The sequence below is a fragment of the Salinicola lusitanus genome, assembly GCF_003206045.1.
Taxonomy (GTDB): domain Bacteria; phylum Pseudomonadota; class Gammaproteobacteria; order Pseudomonadales; family Halomonadaceae; genus Salinicola; species Salinicola lusitanus.
In genome coordinates, this window is record NZ_PZJM01000002.1 from 262,599 (window position 1) to 278,237 (window position 15,639).

Genomic DNA, 15,639 nt, shown 5'->3' on the forward strand with positions numbered 1-15,639 from the left:
GGTTCTCACGGTCGAATCGGGGAGCTTGCGCGTCGCTCAATACAGCGCATTGGCCTTGAGTCTGGCCAGCGTTCTGTCAGCCGCGTCCTTCAGCACGAGCGACTGCCCGGAAATCGAGTAGTGCGCCGTTTCGGAGAGTGTCGCCAGCCACCCCTGCTCGAGGGTCGCCATCTCCCCGGGACACGCCATTCGGGTCGAGGCCAACTGCGAGAAGGTCAGCGTATCGCCCTCCATCCGGTAGCCCCCCATCAACCGGTTGCATCCGGTGGAGCCGGCAACGCGCCCCTGCGCATCGAGTACCAGGTGCGCTTCGCGCTGGTTGTCCGCCACGGGCACCGGCTCGCCGTCGAGCGTCATCAGTTTCCAGTAGGTACCGACCAGGGCTTCGCTGGCGGCCGGTGCGTTGGCGCCGGTTGCGGCGTCATCCGGGTTCGAGGCACAACCGGCAACGCTCACGACGATGGCGGCGGCGAACAGGGAAAGGCGTGACAGCACTTGGACGTCCTCATGTGGGAAGCGTGGAGCAAACGGTACGATTTTGCGCGCGGGCGACCACGGAGGCAATCCGGGCCGCCCGCCTCGGCGAAAACGCCAAGGCCTCACCACACGATTCACCCGGCTCACGACCTCGCGGGTGAACACGTCCTAGTGGCGCTCGATCATCGCGGTCAGGTCGTCGGCGACCATCGGCAGCGTCTCGCGCCAGGAGAGATACGGCGTCGACGCGGTACCGTTGACCAGCACGGCGAAGCTGCCCCAACGCCCGCTGTCGGTGCGGAAATAGCCAGCCACCGCGCGTACCGTCACCGGCTCGTTGAGCGTGCCCGTCTTGAGCATCACGTGGTCCTGGAAGGTCTGGCTGCCACGACGGATGAAATGCATCGGCCCGTTGGCGGGTACCTGCATGCCGGCCACGAACGTGGGAAACAGCGAGGCATTGCCATACATCGCGCCAAGCAGCGAGTTGACGCTCTGCGCCGACACCCGGTTTTCCGGCGTCAGCCCGCTACCGCTGCGCAGTATCGCCGCACCGTGTCCCGGCAGGCTGGTGGCGAAACGCTCGAGCTCCCGCCCGGCGTCCGGCAGATTCTGCTGAGTGCCGGAGGTCAGATCCAGGGCTAGGGTGTCGGCCATGAAATTGTTCGAGTAGTTGAGCGTGCGCAGCAGCAGCTCCTGCAGCGGCTTGCCCTCGACGGCGGCCAACTCCTTGGCGATCGACGGCGGAGCCTGCCGACTCACGGCGTAGCCGCCGCCGACCGGCACCCCCGCCTGGCGCAGCAGTGACAGCAGCGTCTGCCCGGTCTGGTCCGCCGGATCCGAGCTCGCCTTGTAGATGGGGCGGGGATAGGTCCCGGCGGGAATCTGCCCGCTGACCTTGAGCGTGTCCCCCTGGCTGTCGGTCACCCGCTTGGCGTAGAGGTCGGCGGAGCCGCCCGCGGCGACCGTGGTCACGTCGTTCTGGATTCGCAGGGTCGGCGCCACCGTGTCGCAGCTGGTGATCCGTGCCGGCTGGCCGACCACCCCCGGCATCACCGTGGCGCACCAGCTGCCATAGTTGACCGCCGCGGAAGAGAGCAGCGAGGCGTAGGCGTTGGTGCCCTCCGTCTGCGTCTTGCAGCGATCGCTGGTCTGGCAGGTCACCGGGCCGAAGCGCCACTGGCTGATCACCAGTTGCCCGTCGACGCTGGAGACCCCGAGCTCCCGCAGCTTCTGGATCAGCCGCCAGAGCTCTTCCGACGTCAGCGCCGGGTCGCCGCCGCCCTCGAGCACCAGGTCGCCGTGCAGGACGCCGTTGCCATCGAGCGTTCCGGTAGAGACGAAGCGGGTGGTGAACCGGTGCTGCGGTCCCCAGCGATCCAGGGCGGCGGCGGCGGTGTAGAGCTTGGTGACGGATGCCGGCGACAGCGGTTGCGAGGGATTGAGGGCGCCCAGCACCTCCCCGCTATCCAATAACCGCGCCTGGGCGCTGATCACGAAACCCTTGTCGGCGAGCCGGGCGACATGATCGAACCCGGCTGCCTGGACGACGACAGAGACCACCGATAGTGACAACGCACCGAGAAACAGAGAACTCCGACCTAGCCACTGCCGCATAATGGATGCTCGCTTCAAAGAAAAATGAGGGCCAATCTGGTCCAGAGCGTACCAATTAACGCCCCTCGGAGGCGATGCCTGGTGTCATGTCAAAGTACCAAAAGACGAAAGCGCTGAAAGAGAGGAGGCACCACCGCACGTCAGTGCGACGACAGCCGCGAAAAAACCTGGATGACGACGACGCCGGCGATGATCAGCCCCATGCCCAGGTAGGCGGGCAGGTCCGGTTTCTCGCCGTAGAATACGATACCGATCAGCGTCACCAGCACGATACCGAGGCCGGCCCAGATCGCGTAGGTGATGCCCACGGGCAGCGACTTCAGCACCAGCGACAGCGCATAGAACGAGAAGCCGTAGCCCACGACCACCACGAGGCTGGGCAGCCAGCGTGTGAAACCGGCCGAGGCTTTCAGCGAACTGGTTGCCACGACTTCGGCGACGATCGCCAGGGCGAGGAGCAGATAACTCATCGGGCGGGCTCTCCGTTGGGTAGCGAAGCGGCGAGATCGACGCGATAGCGCCACAGCGTCTGGCCGCTCTCGCAATATTTTCGCTCGAATGGCGTCATGAACGTGACGCCGGGAGTGAAGGGAGCGATCTCGCCCTCGACCCCGAGCAGCGCCTCGACCCCGAGGGCGAACTCCTCGACATAGATGGCCCAGTTGGAGCGCAGCTCCAGCACCCCACCGAGCGCGAGCAGCGAGGGAAAGACCGGATGGCCATGCCAGCGCTTCTTGAGTTGCGTGCTCTTGGGGTAGGGGTTCGGGTAGAGCAGGTAGTGCCGCGCCGGCCGCCACCCGGCGGCGAGCGCCAGGCGCCAGAAATCGACCAGATCGGCACGCACCAGTCGCGCATTGTCCGGCAAGGCACCGTGATCTCGCGACAGCCGCAGCTCGCTGCGGTCCACGCCGATCACGGCATGATCGGGATGACGTTCGGCGAGCCGGCGCGTGGAGAGCCCCACGCCACAGCCGGCGTCGAGGATCAGCGGCCGGCACTGCGCCTCCAGCCATCGAGCCGCTTCCACGAAGGCCAGCCGCGTATGCTCGGCCGGCGGGCGTTGCCACTCGCTATCGCGAGCACGCTGGACGCGGCGCATCAAATCCTGGTGCGGCCCCTGCTGACTTGAGACGATGGCGCGCGATGAGGCTTGCATGAGAACACCGATGATAAAGCTGCGACAGGCCGGGTATTCTAGCAGCCGGCTGCCCGACCCATGCATCCGGAACGCACGATAGCTTACCTGGCGTGGCATGACGGCGCGCGCGCGCAGGTGTATCATCCCTGCCCACATTCAGCCAATCCTGGCAATACGGCCTTCGATGGCATGTACGATCACTGTTTTCCCTGTTCGCTCGGGGGCTTTTCTCCACCGGTCTGGACCGAAAGCTGAGTCCCCGGCGGGAATATCCTTTCATCGCAGTCGATCCATCCCCATGTCATGGTCACCGATTGCCCCAATGTTCACGAGGGACGTGGCTTGTCACATTTACCGGTAATCGTCGGTATGGGCGGCGTCAACGCCGCGGGAAGAACCTCCGGGCACCAAGCCTACCGCCGCACGATTCTCGACGTTCTGCCAGCCGCCGAGCAGACCCGTACGCTCGTTGCCCTGGCGACCCTGATGCAGTTGGTCACCCCGTGCGGCGAGGGCCAATGGCAGAGTCCCGATGGCGAGACGCTCGGCGAGGCCGCGGTCGTCGATCGCTACCGCGAGCAGATTCTCAAGCAGACGCTGATCCGGCGCATCGAGGACGACGCCTTCCGGGAGGCCGGTATCCCCGGCAACCGCGAGATGCGGCTGACGTTCTCGCAGCCCGTGAGCTTCACCACGTCACGGCGCCAACTGCCGCAGCCACTGCCCGATGGCTGGGAGATCCGCGAGCTCGACAGGCAGACCGTCGAGGTCAACGTGCCTGCCGGTACGCTGAACGCGCTGCTGCCCGAAAGGCGGCAGGCGCTGGTGCGGGCTGCCGGCTGCCTGCCGTCGGGCTTCTCGCCGGAAACCTTCTACCGCAGCGTTCACCACCCGCGTGGCCTGTCGATGGCGATCTTCGGCGTCAGCGACTGCCTCGGCCAGAGCGGGCTCGACTGGGAATCGCTGCGTGACCGGGTGGATCCGGATGCCATCGCCGTCTACGCCGGCAACTCCATCGGCCAGCTCGACGACGCCGGCTGGGGCGGCATGCTGAAGAGCTTCGTCACCGGCCAGCGGACCACCTCCAAGCAGATGCCGCTGGGCTATGGCCAGATGCCGGCGGACTTCCTCAATGCCTACGTACTCGGCAGCGTGGGCGCCACCGGCGCGATCCAGGGCGCCTGCGCCACCTTCCTCTACAACCTGCGACTCGGCATCGACGATATCCGCCAGGGCCGTCGCCGCATCGTCATGGTCGGCACCAGCGATGCGCCGGTGACGCCGGAGATCATCGAAGGCTTTCGCGCCATGAGCGCGCTCGCCGACGACCAGAGCCTGATGGCGCTGGACGCGCTGGAGCTGCTGACCGACGAGGATTACCAGCGCGCCTGCCGTCCGTTCGCCCGCAACTGCGGCTTCACCATCGCCGAGGCGGCACAGTTCGTGCTGCTGATGGACGACTCGCTGGTGCTGGAGACCGGCGCCCAGATCCTGGCCGCCGTGCCCGAGGTGAACGTCAATGCCGACGGCTGGAAGCGTTCGATCTCCGCCCCCGGTATCGGCAACTATCTCACGCTGGGCAAGTCGGTGGCCCTGGCCACCTCGATCCTGGGTGAACAGAGCGTGCGGCAGCGTAGCTATCTCCACGCCCATGGCACCAGTACGCCGAAGAACCGCACCACCGAGTCGCATATCTTCGACCAGGTGGCGCGGGCCAACGGCATCGAAAACTGGCCGGTCGCCGCGATCAAGGCGTTCATCGGCCATTCTCAAGGCACTGCCGCCGGCGACCAGATCGCCAGCGCCCTGGGCACCTTCGCCCATGGCTGGGTGCCGGGCATTCCGACGCTCGATGCGGTGGCGGACGATGTCTACGCCGAGAAGCTACGCTTCTTCCAGGCGCCACTCGCGTTCGAGGCGGACTGCAGCTTCATCAACGCCAAGGGGTTCGGCGGCAACAACGCCACCGGCCTGCTGCTGTCGCCGCAAGTGACCGAGCGCCTGCTGGCCCAGCGCCACGGCCAGCGCGCACTCGACGACTGGCGGCACCGCCGCGAGCGCACACTCGCCGCCGCCGCGCAGTACGAAGCCGAGGCCGATGCGGGACGATTCGAGGTCATCTATCGCTTCGGCGAGGGCGTGCTGGAGGGGCCGGAGCTGGAGGTCGGTCGCGATGCGATCCGGATTCCCGGCTATGCCAACCCCGTATCGCTGAAGGTCGACAATCCTTTCGGTACACTGGATTGAGTTCGGATCGTCAACGACACCCGGACAGGAAATCGACTTCGGCCGAGCAGTCGGCCGTCCGCCATGCTCTCGATCAGCGCGGAGTCTTGCGAATGCAGAACATCGTCGTCTACCCCGGCACCTTCGACCCGATCACCAACGGTCATCGGGATCTGATCCAGCGCGCCGCGAGGATCTTCGACAAGGTCGTGATCGCCGTCGCCGAAAGCCCGCGCAAGCAGCCGACGCTGTCGCTCGAGGTGCGCGAGGCACTGGCTCGCGAAGTGGTCGCCGACTGGCCCAATGTCGACGTGGTCGGCTTCGACGGCCTGCTCACCGAACTGCTGGTGCAGCAGCGGGCGAGGATCATCCTGCGCGGGCTCAGGGCGGTATCGGACTTCGAGTACGAGATGCAGCTGGCCAACATGAACCGCGCCCAGGCACCGGACGTCGAGACGCTGTTTCTGACCCCCGAGATCGAAAATTCGTATATCTCCTCGACCCTCGTGCGCGAGATCGCGCGCCTCGGCGGGGACGTTTCCCAACACGTATCGCCGTGCGTTGTCGATGCACTCCGCCGGCGGTTCGCGGCAGACGGCGCGTGAGCGCCGCGAGGACGGTTACATGGCACTGATGATCACCGATGAATGCATCAACTGCGATGTCTGCGAGCCGGAATGTCCCAACGACGCGATCTCGCCCGGGGAAGAGATCTACGTGATCGACCCGGGCCGCTGCACCGAGTGCGTCGGTCACTTCGACGAGCCCCAGTGCCAGCAGGTCTGCCCGGTGGACTGCATTCCGCTCGACCCCGAGCGCGAGGAGAGCAAGGAGCAACTGATGGAAAAGTACCGGATCATCACCGCAGCCTGAGCCCGCTCGTCCCGCTCCCGTGACCCGTGAATGAGCCCACCGCAAATCCGGGTCGCGCCCGTTATCCGCGAAACGCCCACCATGAAGATCAACGTCGTCGGCACCAGTGGCAGTGGCAAGAGCACGCTGGCGAGAAAACTCGCCAGCGTGCTCGACGTTCCGCATATCCAGCTCGACCAGCTTTACTGGCAAGCCGACTGGCAAGGCACTCCCGACGACGAGTTCTTCGCCCGTCTCCGCCAGGCCATGGCGGCATCGCCGGACGGCTGGGTCATCGACGGCAACTTCGATCGCACACGTCATATCAAGTGGCCCGAAGCGGATATCGTCATCTGGCTCGACCTGGGCTTCTGGCGAGTACTGAGCCAATCCGTGCGCCGCGCCATCGAACGCATCGTCACCCGCGAGGAGCTCTGGCCCGGTACCGGCAACCGGGAAAGCTTTCGTCAGACCTTCCTCAGTCGCCGTTCGATCCTGCTCTGGTCGCTGGGGACCTGGCGTCAGAATCGCAGGCGCTATCTGGCCGCCATGATCGACCCGGCCTACCGGCACATCCGCTTCATTCGCCTGACCCATCGCCACGAGCTGGCGACCTGCGTCTCCGCGCTGGTCCAGCGCAACCGCTGAAAACGCCGGCGCCGCGCCGATTTCCGGGTCGGAGCGGTGCTGGCATTCTCGCATTCTCGCATTCACGGCATCGCGTTCGCGGTGCGGCTAGAACGTGTAGGTTGCGTAGAGCTCGAACAGCTGAGCGGTGTCGTCGTTGCCACCGAAGCGCTCCTCGGCCCCCTGCTGCGGGTCGGCGATGGCGTAGATACCCGACAACGAGAGACGCTCGGTGATCGACCAGTCGGCATAGAGATTGAGTTCGTTGGCGAAGTCGCTATGGCTCGTACCCGCCGCTTCGGTGTCGTGATAGCGGAACCGGTAGCCGATCGCCCCGACCTCCAGATCGTCCCGCGGCGCCACCGAAAAGCGCAGCATGTCGACATCCAGATTGGCGTTGAACAGCATGTACTCGCCGACGATCTCACCCATGAACCAGTTGCCCCAGCCGCCGGCGAAGTCGTAGAACAGCGTGTCGTAGTCCTCGCCGAATTCGGCGTGGCGATAGGCGATCTGCGGCGTCCAGGGCGCCTCGGAGAAGTCGTAGGTCGCCTGTATATACCAGCCGTTGTCGTCGATGCCTTCATCGCTGTTCTTCTCGCGGACGATCTGGCCCCCCAGCGAGAAATCGGGCACGGCGGCGAACGGCTTGCCCTTGGCTCGCAGGTTGTAGACGTCCATGCCGTCGCGGCCGGCGATGTCGCTGTCGGAGACTCGCAGGTAGGCCGCGCCCACCTTGGCCCGATCGCCCCAGGTGTAGTCGACGTTGACGCCATTGGTGCTGGTTTCGTCATCCGGCCCGCCGCTGACGTACTGATCGGCCTCGAGGTGGAACAGGTCGCCGTGCCAGCCGTGACTCTCGATCGAGGCGACGGCGCTGTTCTTGAAGCCTTCGCTGGGGCCGATGTAGTAGCCCGCGTACTTGCCGGTATCGGTAAAGCCGTCTCCGACCAGAAAGCCGTCGCCGAATTCGAACTTCTGGCGTCCGGCCGAGAGCGTGATCGCGTCCTCGCCCAGCGTATCGGCCCACAGATCGCCGCTGCGCCATCCGAGGTAGGCGCGATCGAGGCGCGCATGCTCGGGATGTCCGGGTGTCGCGCCGGCCGCATCGCCGTAGGCGCTGCCGCGAGTCAGCGCGTAGCTGCCCTGAACACCGGTAAACCAGGTGCCACCGTCGGGGATATCCCACTCCGCCGTCAGCGCCGGCTGGCCTGCGGCTTCCATCCAGTCAGGGCTGGTCCCGGTGGGCGCGCCGCCATCGATACTGGACCCTGATCCGAAATTGACGTTATCGGTCGCGGCGCCGAAACCGTAGAGGGTCAGCCCGCCGTTGAGGCGAAGACGTCCATCGTCACTCTCGTAGAGCGAATGCGGGGCGCTCGGTGTGGCGATGCCGGCACCGAGATAGTCGATATCGGTGACGGCAGTGATGGCGTGGGCCTGGGAGGAGAACATTCCCCCCATCAGAAAGGCGCACGTGAGTGCACGACGACCGGGCAAGGCCGGCTGCTCGCTGCTTGGCGACATGGTCAGGTTCCCTTGGCTCTCGGCTTTTGTTCAACCGTTGGCGATAGCGAATGCGGTCTCCGGGATCGGCCGGTCAGACGACGATGGCATTCGCGTGACATCGAGCTAAGCCTAGAAAATTTCGCCGACAGCGCAACTCGCGACCCGCACGGGGCCGAGTTGCGAGTATGCTGGCGGACGCCGCTGGCTGGATTTCGACGAACCGCAGGAAGCACGACTTGGCCTCTCAATATACGACCCGCCACATCTGGAAGCTGGCGTGGCCGATCATCCTCTCCAACATCACCGTCCCGCTGCTGGGGCTGGTGGACACGGCCGTCGTTGGCCACCTCCCCGACTCGCGCTATCTGGCAGCAGTAACGCTCGGCGCCACGCTGTTCAGCTTCCTCTACTGGGGGTTCGGCTTTCTGCGAATGGGCACCACCGGCCTGACCTCCCAGGCGGTGGGTCGCGAGAACGACAGCGACGTGCGTCTGCTGCTGGCGCAGTCGCTGGTCATGGCCGTCACGATCGGATTGATGCTGATCCTGCTGTCGCACCCGTTGATCGATTTCGGCCTGTGGCTGCTCGACGGCAGCGAGACGGCGATGCGGCTTGCCGCCGACTACGCGCACATCCGGATCTACTCGGCCCCGGCGGTGCTGGCCAATTACGCCATCCTGGGCTGGTTCATCGGCCAGCAGAAGACGCGCATCACGCTGGCGATCCTGCTGCTCACCAATGGCGTCAATATCATCCTCGACCTGCTGTTCGTGGTCGGCTTCGGTCTGGCCAGCGACGGGGTGGCCTGGGCCTCGCTGATCGCCGACTACAGCGCGCTGGCCTTCGGCCTGTGGCGGGTCGCCGTTCACTGTCGGCAGTTGGGCGGATCGCTGTCGCGCCAAGCGCTGTGGGTGTGGGGCCACTACTCGGCGTTGATTCGCGTCAACCAGCACCTGTTCGTACGAACGCTGGGGCTGCTGTTCGCCCAGGCCTTCTTCACCGCCCAGGGGGCCAATTTCGGCGACACCGTCCTCGCTGCCAATGCCGTGCTGCTGCAGTTCATCATGCTTGTCTCGTTCGCCCTGGACGGCTTCGCCAACGCCGCCGAGGCGCTGACCGGACGCTCGGTGGGACGCCGAGACTGGAACGACTTCGGCGCCGCCGTCGGTGCCGCCGGCAAGCTGTCGCTGCTGGTGGCGGGCGGCTCGATGCTGCTGTTCGCGGTGGCCGGGAATGGGCTGATATCGCTGCTGACCGACCTGCCGGAGGTCCGCGCCACCGCTGCCGACTACCTGCCCTGGATGATCGCCATGCCGGCGCTGGCGGTATGGAGCTACCTGCTCGATGGCGTCTTCATCGGCGCGACCGAAAGTCGTGCGATGCGCGATACCGTATGGCTGGCCATCGCCTGCTATCTGCCGGTGTGGTGGCTGACCCAGGGCTACGGCAATCATGGCCTGTGGTTCGCGTTCCTGTTTTTCACCCTGGTGCGCTCGACCTCTCTCGGCCTCTGTTACCTGTACTACCGAAGGACGCGCTGGTCGCCGACCGCCGGCAGCGAAACTTCCCCGGAAACAAGTCGCTAGACCAAGGTTGACTAATGGAGAGTGCGGGGATGCGTTAGGCTCGCGCCAATCGAACGCTGCATGAATCGATGAGCAGGATGAAGTGGGCGGCACGCCGTCGCACAGAGCGCAGACTCGAAGCGAAGCGGAGATAACGTCCCAAGGACGGCCTCGAAGGAGCGAGAAACCGCAGGTTCCGAGTCAACCGGAGCATATGGGTGATAGGCGAGGATTGCGCTCGGACTGGCACCGCGCAACGAAACCGATTCGCCTGCTTGGCCATTGATGCAGTGTTTCCCTAACGTTCACCGACGAGATACCCCTCATGCTGCAGCGCCTCTCCCGCCCGGCGGTCAAGCTGGTCGAGCGCTATCTGCCCGACCCTTACATCTTCGTACTGCTGCTGACGATCGTCGCCGCACTGGCGGCGATGCTGCTCGAACGACAATCGCCACTGGCGGTCATGCAGTACTGGGGCGACGGGTTCTGGGGACTGCTGTCGTTCTCGATGCAGATGCTGATGGTGCTGGTGACCGGGTTCATGCTCGCCAACTCGCCGCCGATCAAGCGCCTGCTGGACAGGCTCGCCGCCACCGCCCGAACGCCCGCTGGCGCGATCATTCTGGTGACCCTGGTATCACTCGCCGCGAGCTGGATCAACTGGGGCTTCGGGCTGGTCATCGGGGCGCTATTCGCCAAGGCGCTGGCACGACAGATAAGGGTCGATTACCGCCTGCTGATCGCCAGCGCCTACTCCGGTTTCGTGGTGTGGCACGGCGGCCTGGCCGGCTCGATCCCGCTGACCATCGCCACGCCGGGGCACTTCAGCGAGGCCCAGATCGGCATCATCCCCACCTCGCAGACGATCGTCGCCGGCTACAACCTGGCCATCGTCGTGGCGCTGTTCGTCATCATGCCGTTGATCAATCGCTGGATGCTGCCACCGGAGAACGAGAGCGTCTTCGTCAGCCGTGACCAGCTCTCGGAACCGGAGGCCCCGGACGCCACTCGGGCCCAGCGACCCGCCGAGCGACTGGAGAACAGTACCCTGCTGTCGCTGCTGGTGGGCGTGCCGGGACTGCTCTACCTGATCCACTACTTCGTCTTTGCCGGCGGCGGGCTCAATCTCAACAGCGTCAACTTCCTGTTCCTGTCACTCGCCATCGTGTTCCATCGCACGCCGCGCAGCCTGCTTGCCAGCCTCAACGAGGCCATCAGGGGCGGCGCCGGGATCGTGATCCAGTTTCCGTTCTATGCCGGCATCATGGGCATCATGATGCAGTCCGGTCTGGCGCAGTCGCTCTCGGAGATGTTCGTCGCCATCGCCACTGCCGATACGCTGCCGTTCTGGTCGTTCATCAGTGCCGGTATCGTCAACCTGTTCGTGCCCTCCGGTGGCGGCCAGTGGGCGGTTCAGGCGCCGGTCATGTTGCCCGCGGCCCAGGCGCTGGGTGCCGATGTCTCGCGCGTTGCCATGGGCGTGGCCTGGGGCGATGCCTGGACCAATCTGCTGCAGCCGTTCTGGGCCCTGCCGGTGCTCGCGATCGCCGGTCTCAAGGCCAAGGACATCATGGGATTCTGCCTGATCCAGCTGGCGGTCACGGGGGTGGTGATCGGGCTGGGGCTGACCCTGATCTAGCTCGCCGCCCTCGCGCCCGAGAGCCGGCGCGAGGGAACCGGCGGGACGATCGATGGGCAGTCCGGGCCAAACGTGGTACATCTGGCGCATAACAACACGCACCAGACGACCCCGAGGATACCGTGACGCCCGATGACCTGCCCCGACAGCACGAGCTGTCGATGACCGTACTCATGACCCCCGACATGGCCAACTTCAGTGGCAAGGTGCATGGCGGGGCGATTCTCAAGAAGCTCGACGAAGTCGCCTACGCCTGCGCCAGCCGCTATGCCGGCAGCTACGTGGTGACGCTTTCCGTCGACCAGGTCCTGTTCAAGCAGCCGATCCACGTCGGCGAACTGGTGACCTTCCTGGCGATGATCAATCACGTCGGCCGCTCGTCGATGGAGGTCGGCATCAAGGTGCTGGCCGAATCGATTCAGGAACGGGTGATACGCCACACCAACAGCTGCTACCTGACCATGGTCGCCGTCGACCATGACGGCAATCCCGTCCCGGTACCGTCGCTGGAATTGAAGACCCCACTGCAGAAGCTACGCTTCGAGAAGGCGGCACTGCGCAAGAAGCTGCGCAAGCAGGAAGCCGAGGAAGAGCGCAACGCCATGGCCGAGCATCTCAAGGCCTATCCGGCCGGACAGTGACATTTCACCCTCCCGCGATATCGTCGCCGGCCTGAACGCCCGACGAACAAGGATGTTCGATGCCTGAAACCGAATTCCATCAAGCCCGCACCGCCAGGCGGTCCAGTCCGCTCGGCGAGCGCCTGTTGATGATCTGGGATCTTGCCGTCGTCGTGCTGGTGGCGATCAACCTGGCACTGCTGCTGTTCGACAGCCTGTTCCTGATCCCGCCGCTCAATAGCGCTTTCGGCGCCGTGGCGCCGGGTCTTCATGCCGCCTACGACACCTACATCAGAGCCAATTTCGTCGAGATCGACCTCTGTTTCGTCGCCATCTTCCTGCTCGACGTGCTGCTGGGCTGGGCCATCGCCATCGCTCAGCGCCGCTATGCCCGCTGGTTCTTCTATCCGTTCGTGCACTGGTACGACGTGCTCGGCTGCATCCCCCTGGCCGGATTCCGCCTGCTGCGCGTGCTGCGTGTCATCTCGCTGCTGATCCGGCTGCAGCGCCTGGGCCTCGTCGACGTGACGCGCTGGCGTCTCTATCGCTTCTATCGCACCTATTACGGTGTGCTGATGGAAGAGATCTCCGACCGGGTCGCCATCAACCTGCTCGGCGATCTGCAGAAGGAGATCCGCAACAGCAAACACCTGACCCAGCGCATTTCGAACGAGGTGATCCAGCCGCGCAAGGCGGCCCTCGTCGACGAGATCGCCAGCCGGCTGGAGCGCACCGTCAGCAAGGGCTACGCCGAGAATCACCAGCAGGTGCACCGCTATGTCGCGGCGCTGGTGGCCAGGACGATGGAGGAGAACGAGGAGCTGCGGCGGCTACGGCGCCTGCCCATGGGCGATGCCGTGGCGGAGAGCATCGAACGCAGCCTCAGCGACATTGCCAGTCGCGTCGTCCACGAGGCCATCGATGGTCTGCGCTCGCCGCATTTCCACTCGTTGATGACCGACCTGGTCGGCAGCGGTCTCGACGCCTGGCTGCAGGTCGACGACAAGACCGACCGGGTGACCCAGCAGGTGCTGATCGACATGCTGGAGCTGCTCAAGGAGCAGGTCGCCATCAAGCGCTGGAAAAGTGAGCTCAGCGAGCCGCGAACCCGGCACGACGACACCGCCGAACCGACTGGCGGGGGCTGAACCGGCGAATCAGTCGGGCGCCGGCCCCAGCATCCGGCGCAAGGTGCCATCTCGAAGCCGGAAGTGGTGGTACAGCGCCATGCAGACATGGCCGACGATCATGAGCGTCAGCAGCCAGGCAAACGTGCCGTGCAGGCCACCGAAGCTGGCGGCCCAGGGCGCATCGGCGCCTTCGAACCAGGCCTTGCCGAAGAGATGGACGCCGTACCCCATGCCCCAGGTCATCAAGGCACCCGACAGCGGCATCAGTATCAGCAACGCATACATCACCACGTGGCCGACGATGGCCAGGCGCTGCAGCCCGCCTTCGTGGCGCGGGCGACGCCGGCGCTGGGAAAGCGCCCACAGCGTGCGAACCGCCATCAGGATCAGCACGCTCACCCCGATGGTGGTATGCCACGGGAAGATCGCCTGGCTGAAGGCGTTGTCCTTCCACAGGGCGTTGACGAACACACTGCTCAATTGCGTGACGATCAGCACCGCGACCAGCCAGTGCAGGATTCGCGTCACTCGACCGTAGGCCCGCGGGGCATCCTTCAGCATGATGATCTCGCTCTCCCGTCGTGGTCTGCGGCAAGGCGCCTCGGCGCACATCGGATCGCCAGCGTTGCCGCCGTCATGGCACGATTCGCAATAGCGTGTAGGGCGCTTCGCACGCTTCCCGTTCGTCCCGCTGGTCGATTCGGCCCAGCGACATGTCGCGATCGTTGTCGTAGGCCACGAACAGCCGCTCGGCGTCGAGCACCGCCAACCCCTCAGCCTTGTGCTCGAACTCCAGCACATCCCCGTGAACGTCCTCCACGATCGAGGGCGGGGTCCCGCGACTCAGATCGGCCAGTGCCATCGACCACAGGTAGCCGCCGATCTGCTCGCCATGCTCGTCCGCCACCTCGAAACTGGCCATGAGATAGAGGCGATCGTTGAAGGGATCGTATTCGAGGCTCGATAGACCGCAGATGTGGCGGACACCCGCGTACTCCGAGGGGTCGAAGCGGTAGCGCTCGCGGAGTTCGTCGACGAACTCCAGATTGCCGGCGGCCGTCGTCCGATAGTGAACGCCCACCACGCGAGCCACGTAATCGAAATCATCGTGCGCGCGCCCCTGCTCTCGAACGCCGAACAGCAACAACCCATCGCAGGGCTCGTCCAGCTCAGGCGAAGCCGGAACCGCCGCCAGCCCCTCGATCTTGTAGTACGGCAGGCCGATGGCATCGTCGAGCTTGCGACGCAGCTCCAGCGACCCCTCGACACCGTCGCGGGGATCCGGATCCACGACCTGCACCCGCTCCGGCTCGCCCACCGGCCAGATCAGCAGGTGATTGTAGACGTTGAGATCGTGACTCTCGTCGTCGATGCGGTCGAATCCGGTGGTCGCCAGGATGTAGCGCCCATCGACGGTCAGGGCGAAGTCCTCGTACTTGACCGCGCGCCGGATGGCATCGGCGGTCAGGAATCGATGGCTATCGGGATCCGGCACCCCCTCCACCAGATCGAAGGCGAAGACGGCCGAGCGCCCCTCTCCCGGAATCGGCTTGTCGCTGGCCAGCAGCAGACGATGGCCGTCGAAGACCACCGCCGACACCTCGACGTTGACCGGCGAGCCGTCCTCGTATTGCAGTCCGGGAGAAAAACAGGTCAGCGTTCCCTCGGCGATGATCTCGGTACGTAGCATGGCAACCTCCCCGGCAGGGCCCGCTGCGTGAAAGAAAAGGGCCGAATGGTTCGGCCCTCGAAGTCCGCTGTTGCCGCGATCAACCGCAGGAGATATCCGTGATCATGCGCTGATCGTCGACCTTGATATCGAGCCGCTCCGCACGGTAGTCCATGGTGTAGCCCTTGCCGGGCTCGATGACTCGAATCTCGGAGGCCCGTGATCGGTCCGCGATATCCGCCCGCAGCGCATCGGTGAGGGTTTCCCCGACCAGGCTACCCACCGTCTGAGCACCGCAGGCATCCTCGGGAACCGGCTTCACGTCGGGGGGCAGAGGCGCCTCGTCGGGCTTGGGTGCCGTGCTGCAACCCGCCAATAGAAAGCCACTCACGATCAGCGCCGCACCGGAAATTTTCATGCCTTGCTCCTTGCTGGAGAAACCGCTCTCGTTGATTGAGGCGCGCCGAGCCGGGCGCCACATCGGATTCGCCAAGCCTAGCAGGTCACGCCGAACTCGGCATCGGCTGGTCGACCCGGCGCAGTGCCGCTAGACTCAAACTCTCATTGACC

At 65.2% G+C, this 15,639-nt stretch carries 16 protein-coding genes; 8 read left to right on the top strand and 8 right to left on the bottom strand.

Features of this window, described 5'->3' with window-relative positions; all coding sequences use genetic code 11:
- Nucleotides 1-36: 36 nt before the first annotated feature.
- From DOM45_RS03030 to trmB, 4 genes are all read right to left on the bottom strand, one after another.
- Nucleotides 37-495 carry an META domain-containing protein gene (locus tag DOM45_RS03030; RefSeq protein ID WP_232822194.1) on the bottom strand — a complete coding sequence of 153 codons (459 nt, stop codon included), beginning with the start codon at nt 493-495 and terminating at the stop codon, nt 37-39.
- Nucleotides 496-645: 150 nt separating this feature from the next.
- Nucleotides 646-2,094 carry a D-alanyl-D-alanine carboxypeptidase/D-alanyl-D-alanine endopeptidase gene (gene dacB, locus DOM45_RS03035; protein ID WP_110598036.1) on the bottom strand — a complete coding sequence of 483 codons (1,449 nt, stop codon included), beginning with the start codon at nt 2,092-2,094 and terminating at the stop codon, nt 646-648.
- 140 nt (nt 2,095-2,234) lie between these two features.
- Nucleotides 2,235-2,564, bottom strand: coding sequence for a DMT family transporter (locus tag DOM45_RS03040; RefSeq protein ID WP_110598037.1), 330 nt, complete (start codon nt 2,562-2,564; stop codon nt 2,235-2,237).
- Nucleotides 2,561-3,250: a tRNA (guanine(46)-N(7))-methyltransferase TrmB gene (trmB, locus tag DOM45_RS03045; RefSeq protein ID WP_110598200.1), complete on the bottom strand. Its 690-nt coding sequence runs from the start codon at nt 3,248-3,250 to the stop codon at nt 2,561-2,563. Before trmB ends, DOM45_RS03040 begins: the two co-directional genes overlap by 4 nt.
- 351 nt (nt 3,251-3,601) lie before the next feature.
- Here trmB and DOM45_RS03050 point away from each other — a divergent pair, with 351 nt between their 5' ends.
- The 4 genes from DOM45_RS03050 to DOM45_RS03065 all read left to right on the top strand — a co-directional run bounded on the left by DOM45_RS03050 (nt 3,602) and on the right by DOM45_RS03065 (nt 6,958).
- The gene (locus tag DOM45_RS03050) at nt 3,602-5,479 is read left to right on the top strand and encodes a beta-ketoacyl synthase (protein ID WP_110598038.1); all 1,878 of its coding nucleotides are present in this window, start codon (nt 3,602-3,604) and stop codon (nt 5,477-5,479) included.
- 92 nt (nt 5,480-5,571) lie between these two features.
- Nucleotides 5,572-6,063, top strand: a complete 492-nt coding sequence (gene coaD / locus DOM45_RS03055) for a pantetheine-phosphate adenylyltransferase (protein ID WP_110598039.1) — start codon at nt 5,572-5,574, stop codon at nt 6,061-6,063.
- Nucleotides 6,020-6,331, top strand: a complete 312-nt coding sequence (locus tag DOM45_RS03060; RefSeq protein WP_232822195.1) for a YfhL family 4Fe-4S dicluster ferredoxin — start codon at nt 6,020-6,022, stop codon at nt 6,329-6,331. The genes coaD and DOM45_RS03060 overlap by 44 nt, the downstream gene beginning before the upstream one ends.
- An 81-nt stretch (nt 6,332-6,412) precedes the next feature.
- Entirely contained in the window at nt 6,413-6,958 is a 546-nt protein-coding gene (locus DOM45_RS03065; RefSeq protein ID WP_110598040.1) for a P-loop NTPase family protein, read from the top strand.
- 87 nt (nt 6,959-7,045) lie between these two features.
- On the opposite strand, the gene DOM45_RS03070 is transcribed toward DOM45_RS03065, so the two are convergent.
- Complete coding sequence (locus tag DOM45_RS03070) at nt 7,046-8,464, bottom strand: alginate export family protein (protein ID WP_110598041.1); 1,419 nt, start codon at nt 8,462-8,464, stop codon at nt 7,046-7,048.
- Nucleotides 8,465-8,682: 218 nt separating this feature from the next.
- Here DOM45_RS03070 and DOM45_RS03075 point away from each other — a divergent pair, with 218 nt between their 5' ends.
- The 4 genes from DOM45_RS03075 to DOM45_RS03090 all read left to right on the top strand — a co-directional run bounded on the left by DOM45_RS03075 (nt 8,683) and on the right by DOM45_RS03090 (nt 13,418).
- On the top strand, nt 8,683-10,032 hold the full coding sequence (locus DOM45_RS03075; RefSeq protein ID WP_240612271.1) for an MATE family efflux transporter: 1,350 nt from the start codon (nt 8,683-8,685) through the stop codon (nt 10,030-10,032).
- Nucleotides 10,033-10,336: 304 nt separating this feature from the next.
- Nucleotides 10,337-11,650 carry a short-chain fatty acid transporter gene (locus tag DOM45_RS03080; RefSeq protein WP_110598043.1) on the top strand — a complete coding sequence of 438 codons (1,314 nt, stop codon included), beginning with the start codon at nt 10,337-10,339 and terminating at the stop codon, nt 11,648-11,650.
- Nucleotides 11,651-11,811: 161 nt separating this feature from the next.
- Nucleotides 11,812-12,291, top strand: a complete 480-nt coding sequence (locus tag DOM45_RS03085; protein WP_110598044.1) for an acyl-CoA thioesterase — start codon at nt 11,812-11,814, stop codon at nt 12,289-12,291.
- Between the two features lie 59 nt (nt 12,292-12,350).
- Nucleotides 12,351-13,418 (top strand): ion transporter, encoded by a 1,068-nt coding sequence (locus DOM45_RS03090; protein ID WP_240612272.1) that lies wholly within the window; start codon nt 12,351-12,353, stop codon nt 13,416-13,418.
- A gap of 9 nt (nt 13,419-13,427) precedes the next feature.
- Here the strand turns inward: DOM45_RS03090 and DOM45_RS03095 are convergent, their stop codons facing one another.
- The 3 genes from DOM45_RS03095 to DOM45_RS03105 form a co-directional block, all read right to left on the bottom strand.
- Nucleotides 13,428-13,961, bottom strand: coding sequence for a cytochrome b (locus tag DOM45_RS03095; protein ID WP_157958336.1), 534 nt, complete (start codon nt 13,959-13,961; stop codon nt 13,428-13,430).
- 73 nt (nt 13,962-14,034) lie between these two features.
- Nucleotides 14,035-15,090, bottom strand: coding sequence for a hypothetical protein (locus tag DOM45_RS03100; RefSeq protein ID WP_110598046.1), 1,056 nt, complete (start codon nt 15,088-15,090; stop codon nt 14,035-14,037).
- 79 nt (nt 15,091-15,169) lie between these two features.
- The gene (locus tag DOM45_RS03105; RefSeq protein ID WP_110598047.1) at nt 15,170-15,487 is read right to left on the bottom strand and encodes an I78 family peptidase inhibitor; all 318 of its coding nucleotides are present in this window, start codon (nt 15,485-15,487) and stop codon (nt 15,170-15,172) included.
- Between the last annotated feature and the right edge of the window lie 152 nt (nt 15,488-15,639).